Here is a 19,210-nt window from a genome sequence, read left to right on the forward strand (position 1 = left end):
GACGCTCCACCGCCGACACCTGCTCGCCGAAGCCGCCGCCACCTCGCTCTCGTCCTGCGCGGCCGGCGCCCCCACCCTGGCCTCGACGAGGACATCGTCCGCGCCGCGCTCGCGACGTACTGCTTTGGACATCAGCGAGCCGAGGTCCACACGCGGCCTGCTGTCGGACTACCGCCGGTGGAGCCGTAGCGCTGCCAGAACGCAGGCACCACAGCCAACGGCTTGGTCGTCGAGCTGATCCAAAACACCGAATCGTTGCCGACAGCACCCGCCGACCCACTCCGTGCTCGCATCCGTCCGTCAACCGGACAACCGCACCCGGCACTTCACCGTCGGCGACCAGCCGATCCGCCAACGCCTGTAGTTTCTCCATGCCTCAGTACGGCGGGAAGATCACCGGCATCGGAGATGCACGCGATGTAGCCATCCGGGCGGATCAGCACCAGCGTGTGATCACCTGCGCCATAAGCACTCGCAAGGTGGCCTTCAGTATCTACGAGGTCGTCCACGACCTGCAGGGTCCTGACACCAGCCGGCGGATCGATCCGAGGCCCGAAGTTCAGCAGCGTGAACCGCCCACCTCCGGTCAGCTCGAAGAGATGCCGCCATACGCCGTCTGTTGTCAACAGGTCAGTCGCATCCGGAGCGCGATCCCCAGCTCGGAGCTCGGCCGTCTCATCACGGTCGTCCCACACCAGGGCAGACCCACGATAGTTGAGGTTGAGCTGCCTAGTGTCCCCGTCGCTGCGGATCGGGATCCCCTTCGCCACAAGCGTTTCCGCCAGCCGCGCATTCGACAGCGCGAGGACACCAGCCGCGATCGGCCGACGCTCGTCCTCGTAGCTATCCAAGAGCCTAGGCGACGCAGCGAGCTTCCACCCAAGGTTGTACGCATCCTGAATGCCCGTATTCATTCCCTGCCCACCAGCAGGTGAGTGAATGTGCGCCGCATCCCCGGCCAAGAACACCCGCCCCTCTCGATACCGCTCGACGAGCCGGATGTTCGCCCGCCACAGCGTCACCCACTCCGGTTCACCCAGCCTGAGATCGCTGCGACCACTCCGCCGTACCAAGATCTCCTGCAGATTCGCGAGCGTAAGGCCGGGATCCTGCCCCGGTCCGATACTCGCCTGATACTGAAAGAGATCCGTCGACGGGAGCGGACACAGCGCGACCATCCCCTCCTCATGTCGCCACATCTGCCACGCATCCCGGTCCAACCCAGCGACCCCGACGTCGGCAACGATCATCCGTACGTCGTCCAACGTCTCGCCCACGAACGCGATCCCGGCCTGCTTCCGTACGACGCTATGCCCTCCATCGCACCCGACCAGCCACCGCGCCTCGACCGTCTCCACCACGCCACCCCGTACGACGCTCGCCCTCACCTCATCGTCCGACTGCTCGAACCCGGTGAGCGCCGTACCGAACTCCACCGCACCCCCGAACTCGGCCAGCCGCAGCCGGAGCGCCTCCTCGATCCGCCATTCCGGCGTGATCAGCCCCAACTGATACGGAACATCCGGCCGTTCCTCGATCGGCTCACCCCCGATCTTCTCGACCCGCCCATCAGACCCGACCGACTGGACCGGCATCCCGACCCGCCCGTCGGCCAGCACCCGATCGACGATCCCGAGATCCTCGAACACCTCCAGCGTGCGTGGCTGAATCCCCTTCCCCCGCGAACCCGGCTGCGGCCCGGCCGCCGCCTCGATCAGCCGGAACGGCACCCCGTCCCGGGCCAGCACGCAGGCCAGCGTGAGCCCGGTCGGGCCAGCACCGACAATCAGAACCTCGGTCACCACGATCACCTCTCTAGAAAGTAATTCCTTTCTACTCCGGGTTGTCAAGAAATACAAACCTTTCTATGGTGAGCGGGTGACTCCACCCCGCCGCCGGTACGGCGCTGAGCTCGAAACCGCTCTCCTCGCGGCCGCCTGGGACGAGTTGAGCGAGACCGGGTACGCACGCCTGACGATGGAGTCGGTCGCCGTCCGTGCCCGCACGAGCGAACCCGTGCTCTACCGCCGCTGGTCCAACAAGGACGAACTCGTCCTCGCCGTCTTCGAACGCCACCGCAAGGACAACCCGATCACCGTCGCCGACACCGGCGCCCTGCGCACCGATCTACTCGACTACCTGACGGCCGCGAGTCAAGCCCTGGCCGGCTTCCTCGCGATCGCCACCGCCGCCACCTTCTCCGGCTTCCTGGCCGACAGCGGCCTCACCCCCGCCCAGATCCGCACCAAGATCATGGACCCCGAAGCGCTCATCCGCGTCCGCACCATCTACCAGCGCGCGAAGGACCGCGGCGAACTGGATCTCACTCACATCCCCCCAGCCGTCCAGGACCTCCCCTTCGACCTGATCCGCCACGATCTGCTGATGCACCTGGAACCCCCCAGCCCAGCCCGCATCCGCGCGATCGTCGACGACATCACCCTTCCTCTCCTGCAGCAGGGACCGATCTCGTACCAGGGCTCGCCGCGCTGAAGCCGGGGCAGGGTGGTCCTCCAGACCGTGGACGTCGGCGGCGAGCGCCTTCAGGCGGTTGTCGAGCAGGTGCTCCGCCTTGCCGGTCAAGACAACGCGCCGCCAGGGGAACGCCGTGGAACGGGCCTCGAGAACGAGAGCTTCGCTGTGGCGGCGTGGCAAGTCAGGACAACTCAATCAGCGTTCGGGGGATCGGGGACCGGAAGCCACGCCTTCGTCTCCTCGTTCCAGCGGAGAAGGTGTCCCCCCGCAACTCCAGCTGCGCGACATCCAAGTCGAGCAGTGCGAGCCGAGCCTCATCGGTGAGTTCTTCACCCTGGGCGGCCGGCTCGCGGCGTAGGCGGCCCCGTCGCCAGCTGAGGCCTTCTGCGCAGGCGGGAGGCCGCGCGAGCGGTCGGCAGGTGATGCGAGACTCGGCCTTATGAAGCCCAATGATCCTAAAGAGGACCTGTACGGCTACCTCAAGGCGGCCCGTGAGGCCATCATCTGGAAACTGGAGGGATTGTCCGAGTACGACAGCCGCCGCCCTCTGACGCCGACCGGCACCAACATCCTCGGTCTCGTCAAGCACCTCGCCAGCGTCGAGTTCGGGTACTTGGGCCCGACCTTCGGCCGCCCGCACAACGAATCGCTCCCTTGGGACGAGGAGGGGGCCGAGGCCAACTCGGACATGTGGGCACCCGCCGACGAGTCGCGCGAGGATATCCTCGGCCTTTACCACCGCGCCTGGGCGCACGCGGACGCGACGATCGAGGAGCTGCCGCTCGATGCGATGGGCCACGTCGCGTGGTGGGGTGACAACGGCGACGTGACGCTTCAGCGGATCAACGGCCGCCCAGGCAAAACGCTCGGCTGGGAAACCCCAGCCGAGCGTCTGTCTAAACTGCTCGCCACCACACGTCAGTGATCACGTGTCGCGACGACCCTTCGAAGGCAAGCCCCGTCCGGTCGGGGCTCTTTCGCGCTTGGTAGTGCCGCAGTGTGGCGGGAAGGTCGCTGCACTGCCCGGCCTTCGAGCTGCACGGTCGGAGCGGCCGGACCCGGCCCCGACCTCGGCGGCACCGCGCGCAGCCCGGACCGCGCCCGCATACGCACCGTCTGCGGAGGTCGGTCGCTGTCTCGGTCAAGAATTCGGGCCGGCTGGGGATCTTGGTGTCCGGCGGCGGGGTGAGTCGTTCTTGCTGATGGCGGTCGTCCGGACCGTCCTTGATTGAGGGATGTCCTGTTGATGACTCAGCCTGTCCGTGTCGTGTTCCGCTCTGCCTCGCGCGATGCGCCCGCTGCCGGCGAAGGGCTGCGGGTGGGGCTGTACCAGGGCCAGGGCCAGGTCGGCACCCGGCAGGCGGTGGGGCAGAACCTGGAGCGTCTGGTGGAGGTGACTGCGCTGGCGGCGGAATACGGCTGTCAGGTGGTGGTCTTCCCGGAGAAGTACACCACCGGCTACGCGATCGGCCCCGAGCAGTGCAGCGAGCTGGCCGAGCACCGTGAGGGCCCTTCGGTCGAGCGAGCGCGGCTGGCGGCCAAGGAGAACGCCTTGGCCTTGGTCTTGCCCTACCCCGAACGCGAGGGGAATGCGTTCTACGACTCGATCAGCATCATCGCCGCGGACGGGCTGGTGGTGGCGAACTACCGCAAGACCCATCTGTACGGGGCCGCTGAGCGGCGCAACTACTCCTTCGGACAGGACCTGCCGCCCGTGGTCAGCCTGAACGGCATCGGGGTGGGCGTGCTCAACTGCTACGAGTGCGAGTTTCCGCCGCTGTACCAGTACCTGGCCGCACGCGGCGCCCAGGTCGTGCTCGGGCCCACCGCCGCCGACGGGCACTTCCGTCTGGCCGACGGCACCATGAGCCAGGTCCCCTACCAGGACGCTACCCGCCACATCATCCCCGCCATGGCCGCCATCTGGCGTCTGTTCATCGCCTACGCTAACCGCCGCGGCTGGGAACAGGTCCCCGCCGGGGCCTGGCAGTATCAGGGCAACTCCGGGATCTGGGCTCCCGACGGCGAACCTCTGATCGCCGCCACCTCCGAAGATCGCCACCATGACTGCCTGCTCATCGCGGACTGTCTCCCCGCCGCCGTCCCGCCCTTCAGCCCCGAAGGCCACCACCCCTCCGACAACCGCCTCGCCCTCAACCCCACCCTGCAACCCGCCCGCTGAAACCACCCACCGCCCGCACCCCCCCCGGCAGACGGCGCACGCCCGCCGTCTGCCGACGCTACGCATGCGAGCGTCGCGTGACCGTTCGGGGAACGGTTGAGGCCGGGGCAAGGGCTTCGGCTGTACGACGCTCCGGTCGGAGCCGGGCGGGGCGAAGTTGACCGAGGCATCGAGTGATCCGCACCGCAGGACAGGCCCGTATGTGCCAGCCCGGGATGCGGTTCGTGGCGCCGTACGCACGCAGCAGGGGTCCCGCCATGCCCCAAGACATGGAATCGACAGGGGAAGAAAGCCAAGCCAACTCCGAAGGCTGGGTGCCCCATTGCGGCGCTACCAAGTAGGTAATGTGCCCCAATGGTGTTGGTCAAGGTGATGGGGCGGGTGGGGCTCGTAGAAGGTGCCGTCTCGGAGCATGGCGAAGGGGACGGCGGCTCGTCGTCGGGCGAGGGTAGGTGGCTTGTCGCGCGGCCCGGAATTCCATCGAGCTGCTCCTTGGCTGGGGCGGGGCAGGTGGTGTCGGGGTTGATGAGGTCGTTTCGGGTGAGGGTGACGCGGGTGGCTTAGCCAGCTTTGCTGGCGGTGGTGTCGGGTGGCAGGACGCGGACACGGATGAAGTAGACACGGACGCCGAGGGCCGACGACGCAGAAGGCGCGGCCGATCTCGCGGTGCTGCTTGGAATCCTGATCGCCGCTGCGAGCGGCGTCTATCCCACGGAAGGCAGTCGTGAACGAACGTTGTGTCCTGATCAACAAGCTCGCGCAGGGGCTGCGTCCGATGTCAGAGGGCATCGAATGGTTCGACGGCCTCGGCCGGGAAGAGCAGTCCGAGGTGCTGCTGTTTCTGCGCCATCACTGCGTCCAGGCGCGCGCAGTCATCGAGGACGCACCAGAGAGCATCCGCCGGGCCGGGCTGCGCCCGACGCACACACCCGCAGTGCTGATCTCACGAGGCCGGACAGACGAGCAATTGGGAAAGATCGCCGGTCTCGCGCCTCTCGACGAACGTCGTAAGGCGTTCCGGCTGCTGATCGCGGTGCTCGCGGTCGCCGACGGACGGCGCCGCGAGCGCTTGTGCTCCGGCGGCTGCAGTCACTGGTGGCACAGACTGTCTGTCGCCTGACAAACCAGCACGGCACTCTGAAGGTCACTTCCCGGTCGATCGTCTTCCGGGTAGCGGGTCAGTCCCACCAGAAGTCCCAGTGGTGGGCACCGGTGATCCGCTCGGCGTATGCGGCCAGTGTGAACGGCCTGCTGCCCTGCCAGATGTTGTCCGGGCAGAAGGCGAAGTGCTCGGCCGCGACCAGGAGAGCTTCGTGCTCGTCCACGGGAGGCGAGGCGACGCTGAGGTGCAGCGTGGAGAAGCCGACCGCTACGACACGAGCACCGAACCGGTGCTCCCAATCTCGGACGACCGCTGAGAACTTCGCGGTGTCATTGTCGTAGTTGCAGGGGCCGGTCCAGCCCGCGACCGTCAGCGCCTCGGCACCGGATACGGCGGCGACAAGCCCCAGGCGCGTCTGGGGGAGGCCAGCGAGGAACGCCTGCGCGAACCCGGCGGCCAGTTGATCGGGGTTCGTTGTCGTCTCCCGACTGGACGCGAGACCGGGCCAGGTCTGCCCGAAGGAGGCCGTGACGGCGAGGCGCCTGTCGGCGTCGAGCATGTCGTCGGAACCACGGAGGGGCACCGAACCCGCGATCATGAACGGCCTCATGCCGCGAGGCGGACCCGTTTGCGCAGGGGATCGAAATTGGCGCGGCCGAACACCTGGCGTTTCAGCATCTTGATCTTGTTGTGGCCTCCGACGGCGCCGGAGCTGTAGGGCAGGCTGAGGCCGGCGACCACGGCGTCGAAGTCTTGGCCGAGACCGTTGACGAAGCTGTGCAGGGCGGGCGGGCCGTCGACCTGGAGGCGGTCGTTCCACTGGCCGAGGTGCCGGCCTTGCCGGTTGTTCATCAACTCGCGCTCGCCGGGCAGCAGGAGGGCGTTGTCTTTCGTCGGCTCTGCGCGGTTGCGGCGCGCGGTGAACCCGCGCGCCGAGCCGCCCGGGGGTGTGATGCGTGTTTCGGGCGGCTCGGCGTGTGGGTTGAGCGGGTTACGTGGCTTTGACCGCTCAGATCGCTATCTGCAGGCGGTTGTCCACGATCTGGGTGAAGTCGGCGTCCTCCGGGATCAGGTCCCAGGCGACCATCCAGTCGTAGGTGCGCTGGAACTCTCCCGCCGGATAAGGCACCGGCTCGGTGTAGCGCAGTCGGTCGCGGCGGAAGTCGGTGGGGTCGAGGTGGACGATCTCCTCGGGCACGTCGGCGATCAGGTAGTGCAGGTACGGCTTGGGGTCTTCGTTGATCTTGTGGACGGCCTTGATGACGGCGCGCTGGATGGCGGTGAAGGTGTCGGGGTCCAGCTCCGGGTTGGCGATCTCGGCTCCGACGTAGAATGCCTCGGCGATCAGCTTGTAGCCGAGCTTCTCGGCGACGGTGATCCACGGCTCCATCACGGCTGCGGCGTCGACCTTGCCGTCGCGCAGGGCCTCGAAGCGCTCCTTGGGTCCGCCGACGTGTACGACGTTGATCTCGTCCTTGTTGAGGAAGCCCTCGAGCGTCTGGATTCCGATGTAGTGCGAGCCGTGGTGGAAGTTGACGGCGACGGCGCGGTTGGCCAGGTCCTGCGGGTGGTTGGCCGGGTCGTCGGGCCGGACGTAGATCGCCTGGCTGCCGACGGCCGCGCGCTTGCTGACGACCTGGCCGCCCGCCTCGCTGTCGTAGGAGCGGCGGATCTGGCCCCACTCGCAGGCCCGGTACAGCGAGGCGTCGCCGGCCTCGAAGTTCGACCTGCTGGTGAAAGACGAGATCAGGTGGTGGTCTTCGACCGGCTTGATGACCGCTTCCCGCTCGCCCTTGCGGACCAGTTCCAGTTCGAGGCCCTCCTCGGCGAAGTAGCCCTCGTCGCGTGCGACGAAGTAGGGCAGTGAGAAGACGGGGCTTGATGTCTCGCTGACGATCTTCTTGAGTGCCATGTTCGGCGGCCTTTCTCGGCGGTGTCGCACCGGGCTCCGTAGTGGTTCCGGTGGTGTGTCCTGTGGTCGTGGTGTCGCGGGGTCGCTGCGCGGGGCTTCAGCGCAGGACCTGTGCGAGGGTCGTGCCCTTGGGCAGCGGGCCGTAGGTCTTCTGCAGACCTGTGTAGAAGCCCTGCTTGTCGAGGGCGTCGATGTAGGAGTTGTCGAAGAGCGGTCCGAGCTCCTTCAACGCGCCTTGCTGGGCGGCCGGCTGAAAGCGGACGTAGGGGCTGAAGTCGGCGGCCGAGCAGCGGCCGACCGGTGCCTGCACGGGGGGCAGATACGCGTCGAAGCTCTTGTCGAGCGTGGCCTTGTCGGCCGGTTTCGCCGGGTCGAGGCTGAGGAACTTACCCAGGGAGGCGACGCCGTCGGGCTTGTTCGTCTGGTAGGACCAGGCGCCCTCGGCCACGCTTTTGAGGATCTTCGTGACCGACGTGGGGTTCTTCTTCGCCCAGGACGCGTTCACCAGGTAGGGGGTGGGCGGTCCTGTGGCGTAGCCGAGGTTCGGTAGACCCTCCTTGTCCGCGCGGAAGTTGAACGGAGTCGACAGCAGACCGCTGTCGATCTTGCCGCTGGTGAGCGCGGTCAGGACGTTGGGAATCGAGCCGAGTGAGACGAACTTGACGGAGTCGGGCTTCAGTCCCTTGCTCTCCAGGTACGACTGCATCGCGATCTGCGGGGCGCCCCCCAGCGACGGCACGCCGACCGTCTTGCCCTGGAGGGCCTCGACGGACGAGGTGCCCTTCCTCGCGTACAGGTAGTAGCCGGTGTTCTTGGCGACACAGCCGATGACCTTGATGCCGACGTGCTTGGCGTACAGGTCGAGCACGTCGCCGCCGGCCAGCTGGTCGAAGTGGACCGAACCCGCCACGAAGGACGCTTTGAGCTGTCCTTCGGCGGAGAGCGGGGTGGTGACCTTGAGGCCGTTCTTCTTGAAGAAGCCCTTGGTGACGGAATACTGGAAGGCGCCCTGGGACGCGGAGACCGATCCGGCCGGCACACTCAGCTCCGTGGCCGAACCACCGCCGTCACCTGAGGATCCCGCTGCCGAGTCCGAGCCGCAGCCGCTGAGTACCGCGGTGAGCAGGAGTGCGGCGGCGCCGAGCAGGCCGGAGACGGTCGTACGGCGCCTCGGGCGCCCGCGCGGATGTCCGCTGTGTGGTTCACGCATCTGGCTTTTCTCTTCCCGGAGGTCGGCGGGTACGGGCGAACTCGGATTCGCTGGCCCGTTCGTCACTTGTCTTGAGTCGTTGGTAGATCCGGGCGCTGACCGCCGCGAGATACTCGCTGTGCTGGAACTCCTCGGTGCGCGGCCGGTCCTGGTCGACCTCGAAGGTCTCCACGATCCGGCCGGGACGCTCGCTCATGACGGCGACCCGGTCGCCGAGGAAGACGGCCTCGTGGATGTCGTGCGTGACGATCACGGCGGCGGTGCCGAGTGTGTCGAGTGTGTGTGACAGGACCCGTTGCAGCCGTTCGCGGGTGAGGGTGTCGACCGCGCTGAAGGGTTCGTCGAGCAGCAGCACCACGGGATCGATGGCGAGTGCGCGGGCGAGGTTCACCCGTTGCTGCATCCCGCCGGAGAGTGCGGCCGGTCGGAAGTGGTGGAATCCGGTGAGCCCGACCATGTCCAGCAGCCGCTCCGCCTGTTCGCGGCGCGCGGCGGCGGTCAGCCGCCGGGTGTGCGAGCGCAGCCGCAGCCCGAACTCGACGTTCTTCGCGACGCTCCACCAGGGGAAGAGCGAAGGCTGCTGGAACACATAGCCGCTGTCGGGCGTCGCGCTGTCGGGTCCGTGGCCCTGGATCGTCGCGGTGCCTGAGTCGAGTGTGGTGAGGCCCTGCAGTACGCGCAGCAGTGTGGTCTTGCCACAGCCGCTCGGGCCTACGACGGCGAGCACTTCTCCCTTACGCACCGTCAGATCTACCCCGTTCAGCACGGGCAGGGGCCCGGAGGCGGTCGGGTAGTGGGCGTGGGCTTCGCGCACTTCAATGACGCCGTCGGACTCGGTCGGGACGGGCTGGCGTACGGGGTCCTGCCGTGACCTGGTCAGAAAGCTCATGGGTGGTCCGTCCGTCCGCTGCGTGCCACGGTCATCCGTCGCTCGAAGAACGCGACGAACGCCGTGAGGACTATCCCGATCAGGCTCAGCGTCACCACACCGACGTACACGTCGTCCGTCTTGAGGTTCTGCTGCCCGGAGATGATCAGGTAGCCGAGCCCTGATGTGGAGCCGAACAGGTCGGCGGCCACGAGCGCGATCAGTGCGCGTCCGACGGCGAGTCTGATTCCTGTCAGGATGTACGGGACGGTGCCGGGAACCGTCAGGAACCACAGCGTCTCAAGGGAGTTGGCCCTGAAGGCGCGGGTCACGTCGCGCAGCCCGCCGTCCACGACGGTGGCCGCGCCCGCCTGGGTGTTGATGGCGATCGGGAAGAATCCCGAGGCCGCGACGATGACGATTTTTGCCGTGGTGCCGAGGCCGAGGCCCACAATGATCAGGGGTGCGACCGCGATGACGGGGATGGTGTAGAGGGCGGTCACCCATGGACCGACCGCGCTCGCCAGCCAGCGTTTGGTGCCGAGTGCCAGCCCGGTCAGGACACCGGCGACGACAGCGATGGCGAGGCCTGCGAGCAACTGGACCAGGCTGACCCCGATGTCGGTGCCCAGGGTGCCGGCACTGAAGAGGTCACCCGCGTCGCGGGCGATCTGCGCGGGACCGACCACGGCGAGTTCGTTGGGGCGGAACACACTGATGACGAGCTGCCACAGTGCGAGTCCGCCGACGATGGAGAGCAGTGGCAGCACCAGCGTGCGGATGCGTCTGCCCCTGGACATGCTTCTGGTCACGGCAGAAGCGGGCACGGGAGTCCTCCGGTGCTCGGAAGGGAAGTTTGGGGGTACGCGAAAGGCGTACGAAAAGGGGAGAGATCGCCGCAATCGCGGCGCGTCCGGCTCAGAGGCGATCGGACGGAACTGGCCGCGTCGCGTGCAGCGCGCGGGCCAGGCGGTTCAACGACAGACGGCCCCGCTGTAGAGACTGAAGTCGAGGTACCGTCGCCGTACCAGAATGTCAGCGGCCGGAGTCATGCCATGAGTATGCGCACCGTCCTCCGGCGGTGTCAACGGCGTCGCATTTCATTGACATGGATGGCGGTGAACGGACCGTCCGTCAGGCCCAGTCCGAGGTCAGCGTGACGATGCGGCCCGTAGCGACTTACGGCCGCCCTGGTCAGCTATGCGGCGCTGCGACGTGGCGGGCCGACCGCCGCTGCGCTCCAGCCAAACGCAGATCAGGTCCGTCCAGGCATGGACGCGCGCGACCCCGGAGATGTCCAGCGCCATCAGCCGCAGCAGCCGGTCGGTACGCGCCTGGTTCCCGAAAGTCGTACGCCGCCTGCCGAGCCGGTCGTCCAGCTCCGTCAGAGCGACCCGTACCACCTGGCGGGAGTGGTGCACGCCGGGCGCGCGGCCCGCGAACTGCTGGGACATCGTCGGCTCGGCCGACGCCAGCCACCGGTCAAGCTCGGGCAGCCGGTACCGGCGCGCCTCGGCTGTGAACCGGTCCCAGTCCTCCTGGCCGCGCCAGGCACGCTGGAGAAGCAGCCACAGCCGCCCGTCACGGCGGTCGAGGCCGCGGTCCCTGCAGATGCGGCGTGCCTGGTCGCGCATCAGCGTCTCGTCGGTCCACAGCGCGGGGGCGTCGTCCGACGCCCCGTCAGTACCGCTGCCGGCTGGCCAGACGCGGGCGACGGCGCGTGCCAGAGCGACCGAGCCGTCCCCGACGACATACCGGGGCCGCCCGCGCCGCGCCTGGTCCAACTCCGCGAGGAACGCGGCCCAGTGGTCGGTCCCTGTACCGGTGGAGGTGTGGACGGCGAAGACCGCGGCGGTGCCGTCGCTCCGGTACGCCATGGCCACGAAAACCGAGAAGACCAGTCTGGGGGCCGCTGCCTCACCGACCGTGAGTGGCAGCACTCCGACGAGCACCGTCTCCGGCCAGTCCTCGCGGTGCGGGGCCTGGGTCTGCCACAGCGCCTCCGCGTAGACCTCGACCCAGTCGGAGACGAGGGTGCCGTGCCGGCGCGCGCCGGTGTCGTTCTCCGTGCCCCAGCGCCTGGCCGCGTGCTCGCGCACCTCCTGGCCGGCCCGCGCGTAACTCGCCCCGCGAGCGACCGCGACCAGGCCGGAGGCGATGTCGTAGGCGGTGAACTGGTAGTTGCGCGCGGTGCGCCGCTCCTCGGTCTCCGGGCCGCCGTCCTCACCCGGCGCGCCCGCACGCGCAGTCGCCATGGGCGCCGTGAATCGGTGTGACGGAGCGGCGGAGCCGGGTTTGGCCATGCCGCATACGTACAGCTGTCTCTGCCGGCCCGGCTTGCCGTACCGGCCGCCCAGAACAACCTTGCTGGATTCATGTCCGGGAACCGGGCATCGCGGCAGCACTGCCGCGGTCGCGTCAAGCGTCACCACGGTCGTGATTACAGACGGCGGATCCATCCGCTGTCAAGGCGGCCGCCCGCACGGGGCCTTCGGAGGACGCGGCGCGCCATGTCTTTCGGCCGCGTTGCGGATTCATGGCCATACCCGGTGCGCCCTTTCGCCGCTCCCGGGCGGGCCGAGAGATCACTGCCGCGATGGTCTGGCTGGTGATCGTGATTCTTCTTGCTGTCATCGTGCGCGTGGTGGCCGGATGCGCTCCGCCGGCCGCCGTCGCGGCAGACCTGCGGAAGCCTCATCGCAAGGAAGCTTCGCCAGGAACTCACCTGAGTTTCTCCGCCGGGGTCAGCGCTGAGGCTGGCCCCGCGGACCGTTCAACGTCCTCTGGAGAAGACGTGGGACGGCGTACCAACCAGTTACCTATTAGGCAAGGGAACCCTGCGGCTCCTCGAATTCGCCGCTGCGCCTCGCGAGCTCCCCGAGCGGGCGGGCGGCCCCACCCTCGCGTAGGGCCCCTGGTCTCGCCATGAACTCGATGGCGAACTCCGGTATCCGCTACCAGCGGCGTCGCAGGATCTAGCACCGGTGCAAGCCGGGGAGTGCGCTCGGCGCACTCCCCGGCTCTTCCGGTCACTCCCTCGCCAGGCCGTCCCTTGTGCACGGCTCACGGGGCAGAAGCCCCCGCCTTGCTGGCCCGGAAAGTTGCAACCCGGCACCTTTTGCCCGACGGGACCTCGAGGAAGGGCTGAAGGTGTGAGCATCAGGGCTCGGCGTCATGTCGGACAGGGCAGACCGACCATCCCTTGCCCGGGCTCCAAGAACCTCCGCGCCACAGAAGGCCGGAATCGACGTCGCCCATCCCCAGCGGGCTGACTGCCCGTCAAACCGGCAGTTGGTAGCGCAACTATCTGGTGCTGGCGGTTGTCCCACATTCTGTACAGGCGCCGACGTGTCCCCACCGCCAGGAGCACCCACCACCACACGATCGGCCACGATGACCTCGTACCCGGAGCCACCCGCTCAGCCGCCCGTACAACCCCCAGGCGGGCTGCCGGCTACTCCCGTCCGCTTATCTTCCCGGACCCTTACCGCAGGCCTGATGGGCGCTCTGGTAGGCGCTGCGGCCGTTGGAGCGGTCTGGTTCGGTACGAGCAGGGGCGCACCCGCCGCTGGCACCGAGGTGCATGCCGTGGCGAAGCCCGCGGCGAAGGCCACGCCCTCTGCGAAGCCCAACACGTTCACCCTCACCGGGGAGTTCGACCTCGTTGACGGGGCCGTCGCTGACGGGACGGGCGGGTGTGAGGGCACGGGCGGGTATGACGACATCACCATGGGCACCTCCGTCACCGTGTACGACGCCGCCGGCACGGTCATTGCCGCATCGAGCCTGATCCTTTCGACTTTCGACGAGGACACCGGCACCTGCGCGTTCGACGTGTCCATCGATGCTGTTCCGACGGGGGAGGACTTCTATCAGGTGGAGATCTCGCACCGGGGGAAGGTGCAGCTGTCTGCTGAGGAGGCGCAGAACGGTCAGTTCGCCAGCAGCCTCGGTTGAAACCGGCCCATGGCCAGTTGTTTTCCGCTCGACGGGTACGTCGGCTGAGGGGGTGTTGCCCGGTATTGCTCGACGGTGGCCTCCATGCCGGAGAGGTCGGCGTCCAGGCCGAGCTGGCGGGCCCCCGTTGTCACCGAACAGCCGGAAGGTAAAGAACAAGTTGGCCCGGCTGCGTTTGACCTGGCGATCCGACAGCACACGCCGGGTCGGAGGTCAGTGATGGAGGTAGCCGGCGGCTCGGAGCTGATCGGCTGGTCGGCCACTGCCGCGAGCGGATCGTCGCGGCGCTGGGGGGCATCACTGACGACTATGACCAAGCGCGGGCGCCTGCTCGGCGAGCGGGCCGAGCGCAGCCTGGCGTGGCAGGCCGCGCAGAGGAGACTCTGGCCGGTGCCGGCCATAACCCCAGGGCGGTCGGCCTCAAGCTGTGTCGCGCTGACCGCGGCTTCATGTCCGGAGGGCTAGTCCCGCCCATCGCGTGGTTGTAGAATTTTCCAATCAACTGAGATCTGTTGGGTGGAGAACGCGATGAGTAGACACGACTCCGCTGCACCGTCCAAGCGATGGCATGGTGTGCACAAGGCGCTCGCTGATCCCCTGCGGATCCGGCTGCTGGAGGCGTTGTGGGAGATGCCGCGGTCCGCACGAGAACTCGCCGATCTAGCCGACATCCCGGTTGATCGCCTCTACTACCATCTGGGTCAGCTGGAGCGGGCCGGGCTGATCGAGATCGCCGAATACCGGCCGTTGGCCCGTGGCAAGGTCGAGCGGGTCTATGCCCCTGCGGTCACCGAACCTCCCGGGGATTCCGCGAGCCCGGAAGAGATGGTTGGGTTTCTCGGCTCGATGCTCGATGCCACTCGGGCAGATATCGGTGCCGCTTGGCGGTCCAAGCAGGCAGGCGGTCTCCGGGAAGTCGATGTGCACCGCGGTGCACTGCGGCTGACCGATGAGGCGCTCGCCGAGCTGCGCGGCCACATCGAACGACTCGCCACCCGCTTCGGGGACCGCGATGCCCCGGGGGTCTGGACACGGGTGGTTATCGCGCTTGTCGACCTGCAGGACCGACCACCGCCCAATGCCGCTCCGCCCACGTCCGAGAGGTCGTTATGAATGACAACGAGGAGTACACCGCCAACGCAGTGGTCCGAGCCTCGGACGCCGAGCGTGAGCGGATCGAGCTGCAGTTGAAACAACACTACGCTGTTGGCCGACTGACACTGTTCGAGCTCGAAGAACGCGTGGCCGCGGCCTACGAAGCACGCACGCGCGAGCAACTCGATGCCCTCGTGAAAGATCTGCCGGGCGAAGCGGAATCACCTGCGTCACGCACCCAGGTGATCGATTCCCGCCTGCTGATCATTCTGTTATGCGTCGCACCCCCCGCGGCGCTCGTTTACTGGCTCATGTCCCAACGCGCAGCATACCGAAGGCGTCCACGAGGACGAGATCTGGCTCCGGTACCTGATCCGAAAGACGAGACTGCGGACTAACTAATTGTTCCAGAATGAAGTGTGTTGTGGGGCTTGGCAGTTGGGCGCTGTGTCGGCAGGATTTGTGGGGTGTCTGCTGATCTTGTGTTTGATGACCTGTGGGAACGTGTGGTGCCGCTGTTGCCTCCACGGCCGCCCAGGCGGCAGCGGTATCTGGGGCGGTTGACCGGGCTGCGCTGCGGGGCATCGTTTACGTGGGTGCAAGAGCGTGGCTCGCGGGATGTTGCGGCGGAGCAGGTCGGCTGCAGTGGTATGACGGCCTGGCGGCGGCTGCGGGACTGGGCCGACGCCGGCGTCTGGCCGCAGTTGCACGAGGTGCTGCTCGCCGAGCTACGGGCCGCCAGCCTGCTCGACATGGACGACGCCGCAGTCGGGCCGCTGGCACGTACGGACCCTCAAGTGGGGGGATCACAATGGACCTTGAGCGGTGGGCAGTGCTCGGCCCGGTAGCAAGTACCACCTGATCGTCGACCGGAAAGGCATCCCTTGGGTCGTCTCGCTGCGTCACGATGTCACGCAGTTGATGCCGTTGCTGGATGCGATACCCGGCATCCGCAGGGTCTGTGGTCGGCCGTCGACCGTTAGCGGACCGTGGCTACGACCACGACAAGTGTCGCCGTCTTCTCCGGGCCCGCGGCATCACCCCGAAGATTGCCCGTAAAGGCACCGTCCACGGTTCCGGACTGGGCAAGACCCGCTGGGTCGTCGAGCGGACCTTTGCCTGGCTACACCAGTTCAAACGGCTGCGGATCCGCTAGGAGATACACGCGCCGACCTTCACCTCGGACTGCTCCAACTCGCTTGCAGCATCACCTGCGTGAGGTGACTCCGAACCTCGTTCTGAAACGCGCAATACTGTGCGAATAAGGAGAAGGGCACCCGATGAAGACGGCTGCTCCAGGATGGTCGGCCTATCCGGCATCGTCCTCTCGACGGAGGGGGACAAGGCCAGACGATGTCTCCAGCGTCGCGAGCTTTCCGTCAAGGTGTCGCGCCTGTGCCGTCCGGCCTTGTGACTCGTAGAGATCGCGCGCAGAGCGCCACGCGGCGGAGGCGTCTGCCTCCCTGTCCCCCTCACGGTAGGCCTGACCGAGGTGCTCGAGAGTGTCAGCCTCCTCATATGCGTTACCCAGGGCTCGGAAGAGTTCGAGGGCCTGACTGTAATGCCGCACCGAGGAGGCCGGGTCGCCGGTGTGCTGAGCGATGTACCCCAGGCTGTCGAGCGTCGCAGCTTCCGCCTCGTGGTGTTGGAGCCGGCGGCACAGCGCCAGCGCCTCCTCACAGTTGGCGCGTGCTTCGCCATAGTGGTGGAGGAGGGCTTGGTACCAGCCAACCTGGTTCAGCCCGTGCGCTTCCCATATCGGCTGAGCGTTGACCCGGAAGAGCTTCAAAGCCTCGATGGCGTGGTCCAGGGCGCTTTCAGGCTCACCCCTCTGTTCGCAGAGCCATGCGAATGTGTGGTGGAGGTGACCGCGCCCCACGTCGTCATGGTGCTCCTCAGCGATGGCGAGCCCCTGCCGTAGATGAGTCAACGCGTCGTCGTAGCTGCCCGCCCGGCTCGCGAGATCGGCCAGCGCACGGTGCGCACGTATCTGAATGTCCACCTCTCCTGCATGCTGCGCGGCGGTGAGGGCCAATGTCCACGCGACAGCTTGTTCACCCACATATCCCTCACGCCACTGGTAGGTGTGCAACGCCCATGCCAGACGCCACACCGGAGCGTGCCAACCACGTTCGAGAGCAAGCTCCTGGCTGGCGCGCAGGCACGGCAGTTCGGCTTTGAACCACGCCACGGCGTCTGCCTCGCTCAACAGCGATTGCCGGTCGCCTCCCGGCGCCTCGCCCATGGTGATCGGCGTGCCGTGCGGGTCTAGCAGCAGGCGTGCCTCGAAGGTGGTGTGCGCGTAGAAGTCGACGATGCGTCTCAGCGCGTCGTCCCGCTTTACCTGTGCTTGTCGGTGTCGGGCGCGGTCTACAGCGTGGAGGCGGATCAGGTCGTGCATCCGGTATCGCCCAGGAGTTACCTGCTGCAGCAGGGAGAGCTGCTCGAGTGCCCGCAGCAGCGGAATGGTCTCGCGAACCCGTTGCTCAACCAGCACCGCGGCAGCGGTGAGGCCGAGATCCGGTCCGGGAGCCAAGGCGAACAGCTCGATCGCGTCGGACTGCTCCGATTGCAATGCGGCGTAAGACCACGACAGAACCACCGGAACGCTGGCTGCCCCGTCAGTGTCGTCGAGAGCAGCCAGTCGCGTCGCGGCGTGCCGGATCTCGCTTGCCAGTGCAGCGAGCGAAAGCTGCGAACGAATCAGGGCTCGCGCGCCGACGATGCTTAGCGCAAGGGGCAGCCCGCCACACAGCGCAACCAACTCTGCCGCAGCCTCAGGCTCAGCCTCCAGGCGACTAGCCCCGATATGTTCGGCGAAGATGGCTCGCGCGGCCTGCGCGTCGAGAACGTCGAGCGCCAGTGGGCGGGCGCCGTGCCTGGCGACGAGGCCCGGCATGTGGTTGCGGCTGGTAACGACGACTGTACAGGTGGGGCTGCCAGGGAGGAGCTTTGCCACTTGCTCGGTGTTCCGTGCGTTGTCCAGGACGATCAGCATCCGTCGGCCAGCTGCAAGACTACGGTACAGAGCTACCCTGCCGTCCAGGTCCACCGGCATCCGCCCGGATTCCACACCCAGGGCCTCGAGAAAGCCTCGAAGGGCAACTGCCGGGTCCAAGGGAGCACTCGTAGGCCAAAAACCCTGCAGGTCCACAAACAACTGCCCGTCCGGGAACACGTCGGCATGCTGGTGTGCCCATTGCAGCGCGAGGCACGTCTTGCCAATTCCCCCTGATCCAGCCACAGCCGAGATCAGGACTGTGCTGTCCCCGGCAGCCGCCTTGTCGAGAACGCCAGTCAGCTCGGCCAGTTCCGCCGAACGGCCGACGAAGACCCTTGGGGCAGATGGGAGCTGCCGGGGAACCGGAACGTTGTGAGGTACAGCGTGGAAGTGGACGCCGCCGGTGATCGAGCCTGCCTGGACCACGACGCCGGCGACGACATCGACCAGCTCGTTTCGGACACTTGGTCTGGAGTGCTGCCCCGGCAGAACATCATCATCCGCGCCGTCGATGACCATCGGCTGTCCTCCGTCAAACGCCGTCAGGAGCCAAGGCTAACTGACCCGGTATTGCTCGCCGTGCCCGTGTGGCCCCGGAGGCTCAGGGGCCACACGAGTCGGTGAGGCGCCAGGATGAACTGTGTCCCGAACCAGATGATGGTGGGTGAAAGCGGCAGCCATGACGTTGTTGATCGGCCCGCGCGGGGGGTTCGGTGCCCCAACCGGCTGCGGGCCAAGGGCGCACTGAAGCCGCTGGCGATCGGCTGGACAGTGGCAAGGTGACCGGGAAGTACCTTGCGCACGTGGGAGCGGAGCTTGGCCTCCTCGGTGGCGAGGCCGCTGAGGGCAAACCCGCCGGCTGTCCGTTCACATGACGTACGTGGTGATGGTGCGCAGGTACGACAGGACCATCAGGTCACAGACGTCGTCGTCGAGGCGGGCGAGGAGGACACGACGCCCTTCGCCGGTGAGCTTAGTTTCGCCGTGCTCGAAGGTCATGGCCGCGGCGAGCGCCGCCCACCGGTCGGTGCTGCGCCTGCAGTGCTCCAGCAGGATCGTCAGCGCGATCGGGGGTTCGTGGCGGGGGAGGACTTCGTCGGCGGGGATCGGGTGCAGGTGGCTCAGGGTGTGGTGGCGGGTTTGTTGAGAGTCCGGTATACCCCGGAGTGGGAGAGGAGTTCATCGGCGGCGGGGGAGTCGAGCCAGGACTGCAGGACGGCCGCGGGGCCGGGGTGCTGGGCGAGGTCGTCGTCACTCAGCAGCCGCTGCACACCGTCGTCCTGGTCCTCGGGGCCCGCCGGGACGGCGGCCGCCGTCTCCATGAACCAGTCGGGGCCCTCGATCTTCTCGGCTATCCAATCCAGGAGACCGCCGGGCGGCGGCTCGGCTACAGGTCGGCGAAGAATGC

17 protein-coding genes and 2 pseudogenes are annotated in these 19,210 nt (G+C 67.3%); 8 read left to right on the top strand and 11 right to left on the bottom strand.

What is annotated here, in order from left to right; genetic code table 11:
* Window positions 1-326: 326 nt before the first annotated feature.
* Window positions 327-1,802, bottom strand: a complete 1,476-nt coding sequence (locus HY68_RS35860; RefSeq protein ID WP_198533501.1) for an FAD-dependent oxidoreductase — start codon at window positions 1,800-1,802, stop codon at window positions 327-329.
* Between the two features lie 76 nt (window positions 1,803-1,878).
* On the opposite strand from HY68_RS35860, the gene HY68_RS35865 reads away from it, so the two are divergent.
* From HY68_RS35865 to HY68_RS35885, 4 genes are all read left to right on the top strand, one after another.
* Window positions 1,879-2,493 (top strand): TetR/AcrR family transcriptional regulator, encoded by a 615-nt coding sequence (locus tag HY68_RS35865; RefSeq protein ID WP_041999981.1) that lies wholly within the window; start codon window positions 1,879-1,881, stop codon window positions 2,491-2,493.
* A gap of 421 nt (window positions 2,494-2,914) precedes the next feature.
* Window positions 2,915-3,400, top strand: a complete 486-nt coding sequence (locus tag HY68_RS35870) for a DinB family protein (protein ID WP_078864110.1) — start codon at window positions 2,915-2,917, stop codon at window positions 3,398-3,400.
* 303 nt (window positions 3,401-3,703) lie between these two features.
* Complete coding sequence (locus HY68_RS35875) at window positions 3,704-4,657, top strand: nitrilase-related carbon-nitrogen hydrolase (RefSeq protein ID WP_198533502.1); 954 nt, start codon at window positions 3,704-3,706, stop codon at window positions 4,655-4,657.
* Window positions 4,658-5,381: 724 nt separating this feature from the next.
* Complete coding sequence (locus HY68_RS35885) at window positions 5,382-5,777, top strand: DUF5958 family protein (RefSeq protein WP_052457494.1); 396 nt, start codon at window positions 5,382-5,384, stop codon at window positions 5,775-5,777.
* A gap of 58 nt (window positions 5,778-5,835) precedes the next feature.
* On the opposite strand, the gene HY68_RS35890 is transcribed toward HY68_RS35885, so the two are convergent.
* The 7 genes from HY68_RS35890 to HY68_RS35920 form a co-directional block, all read right to left on the bottom strand.
* A complete protein-coding gene (locus HY68_RS35890) occupies window positions 5,836-6,357 on the bottom strand; it encodes a DUF4253 domain-containing protein (RefSeq protein WP_052457495.1) in 522 nt (173 codons plus the stop codon).
* Window positions 6,358-6,365: 8 nt separating this feature from the next.
* On the bottom strand, window positions 6,366-6,614 hold the full coding sequence (locus HY68_RS35895; RefSeq protein WP_041999990.1) for an ISL3 family transposase: 249 nt from the start codon (window positions 6,612-6,614) through the stop codon (window positions 6,366-6,368).
* Between the two features lie 154 nt (window positions 6,615-6,768).
* On the bottom strand, window positions 6,769-7,671 hold the full coding sequence (locus HY68_RS35900; protein ID WP_041999993.1) for an ABC transporter substrate-binding protein: 903 nt from the start codon (window positions 7,669-7,671) through the stop codon (window positions 6,769-6,771).
* A 97-nt stretch (window positions 7,672-7,768) separates the two neighbouring features.
* Window positions 7,769-8,881 carry an ABC transporter substrate-binding protein gene (locus HY68_RS35905; RefSeq protein ID WP_041999996.1) on the bottom strand — a complete coding sequence of 371 codons (1,113 nt, stop codon included), beginning with the start codon at window positions 8,879-8,881 and terminating at the stop codon, window positions 7,769-7,771.
* Window positions 8,874-9,770, bottom strand: a complete 897-nt coding sequence (locus HY68_RS35910; protein WP_041999999.1) for an ABC transporter ATP-binding protein — start codon at window positions 9,768-9,770, stop codon at window positions 8,874-8,876. Before HY68_RS35910 ends, HY68_RS35905 begins: the two co-directional genes overlap by 8 nt.
* The gene (locus tag HY68_RS35915; RefSeq protein WP_198533503.1) at window positions 9,767-10,561 is read right to left on the bottom strand and encodes an ABC transporter permease; all 795 of its coding nucleotides are present in this window, start codon (window positions 10,559-10,561) and stop codon (window positions 9,767-9,769) included. Before HY68_RS35915 ends, HY68_RS35910 begins: the two co-directional genes overlap by 4 nt.
* A gap of 339 nt (window positions 10,562-10,900) precedes the next feature.
* Window positions 10,901-12,004 (bottom strand): hypothetical protein, encoded by a 1,104-nt coding sequence (locus HY68_RS35920; RefSeq protein WP_042000002.1) that lies wholly within the window; start codon window positions 12,002-12,004, stop codon window positions 10,901-10,903.
* Between the two features lie 1,333 nt (window positions 12,005-13,337).
* Between HY68_RS35920 and HY68_RS35925 the strand changes: the two genes are divergently transcribed.
* The 4 genes and pseudogenes from HY68_RS35925 (at window position 13,338) to HY68_RS41335 (ending at window position 16,025) form a co-directional block, all read left to right on the top strand.
* Entirely contained in the window at window positions 13,338-13,706 is a 369-nt protein-coding gene (locus HY68_RS35925; RefSeq protein WP_078864113.1) for a hypothetical protein, read from the top strand.
* Between the two features lie 528 nt (window positions 13,707-14,234).
* Window positions 14,235-14,819, top strand: coding sequence for a helix-turn-helix domain-containing protein (locus tag HY68_RS39835; protein ID WP_078864114.1), 585 nt, complete (start codon window positions 14,235-14,237; stop codon window positions 14,817-14,819).
* Window positions 14,816-15,199 (top strand): DUF1707 domain-containing protein, encoded by a 384-nt coding sequence (locus HY68_RS41330; RefSeq protein WP_078864115.1) that lies wholly within the window; start codon window positions 14,816-14,818, stop codon window positions 15,197-15,199. The genes HY68_RS39835 and HY68_RS41330 overlap by 4 nt, the downstream gene beginning before the upstream one ends.
* 69 nt (window positions 15,200-15,268) lie before the next feature.
* A pseudogene (locus HY68_RS41335) lies at window positions 15,269-16,025 on the top strand (IS5 family transposase).
* Between the two features lie 85 nt (window positions 16,026-16,110).
* On the opposite strand, the gene HY68_RS35940 reads toward HY68_RS41335, so the two are convergent.
* The 3 genes and pseudogenes from HY68_RS35940 to HY68_RS44435 form a co-directional block, all read right to left on the bottom strand.
* Window positions 16,111-18,321, bottom strand: coding sequence for a tetratricopeptide repeat protein (locus HY68_RS35940; RefSeq protein ID WP_042000011.1), 2,211 nt, complete (start codon window positions 18,319-18,321; stop codon window positions 16,111-16,113).
* A 348-nt stretch (window positions 18,322-18,669) separates the two neighbouring features.
* The gene (locus HY68_RS46130) at window positions 18,670-18,801 is read right to left on the bottom strand and encodes a hypothetical protein (protein WP_277816786.1); all 132 of its coding nucleotides are present in this window, start codon (window positions 18,799-18,801) and stop codon (window positions 18,670-18,672) included.
* Between the two features lie 122 nt (window positions 18,802-18,923).
* Window positions 18,924-19,210, bottom strand: a pseudogene (locus tag HY68_RS44435) (hypothetical protein); the annotation flags it as partial.

Source organism: Streptomyces sp. AcH 505 (genome assembly GCF_000818175.1).
Classification (GTDB): Bacteria; Actinomycetota; Actinomycetes; order Streptomycetales; family Streptomycetaceae; genus Streptomyces.

Bases quoted from the DNA above. Each gene is read 5' to 3' on its own strand.
- HY68_RS35870 (WP_078864110.1), top strand. From the start codon at position 2,915: ATGAAGCCCAATGATCCTAAAGAGGACCTGTACGGCTACCTCAAGGCG.
- HY68_RS35890 (WP_052457495.1), bottom strand. From the start codon at position 6,357: ATGATCGCGGGTTCGGTGCCCCTCCGTGGTTCCGACGACATGCTCGAC.
- HY68_RS35900 (WP_041999993.1), bottom strand. From the start codon at position 7,671: ATGGCACTCAAGAAGATCGTCAGCGAGACATCAAGCCCCGTCTTCTCA.
- HY68_RS35905 (WP_041999996.1), bottom strand. From the start codon at position 8,881: ATGCGTGAACCACACAGCGGACATCCGCGCGGGCGCCCGAGGCGCCGT.
- HY68_RS35910 (WP_041999999.1), bottom strand. From the start codon at position 9,770: ATGAGCTTTCTGACCAGGTCACGGCAGGACCCCGTACGCCAGCCCGTC.
- HY68_RS35920 (WP_042000002.1), bottom strand. From the start codon at position 12,004: ATGGCGACTGCGCGTGCGGGCGCGCCGGGTGAGGACGGCGGCCCGGAG.
- HY68_RS39835 (WP_078864114.1), top strand. From the start codon at position 14,235: ATGAGTAGACACGACTCCGCTGCACCGTCCAAGCGATGGCATGGTGTG.
- HY68_RS41330 (WP_078864115.1), top strand. From the start codon at position 14,816: ATGAATGACAACGAGGAGTACACCGCCAACGCAGTGGTCCGAGCCTCG.
- HY68_RS35940 (WP_042000011.1), bottom strand. From the start codon at position 18,321: ATGGTCATCGACGGCGCGGATGATGATGTTCTGCCGGGGCAGCACTCC.
- HY68_RS46130 (WP_277816786.1), bottom strand. From the start codon at position 18,801: ATGACCTTCGAGCACGGCGAAACTAAGCTCACCGGCGAAGGGCGTCGT.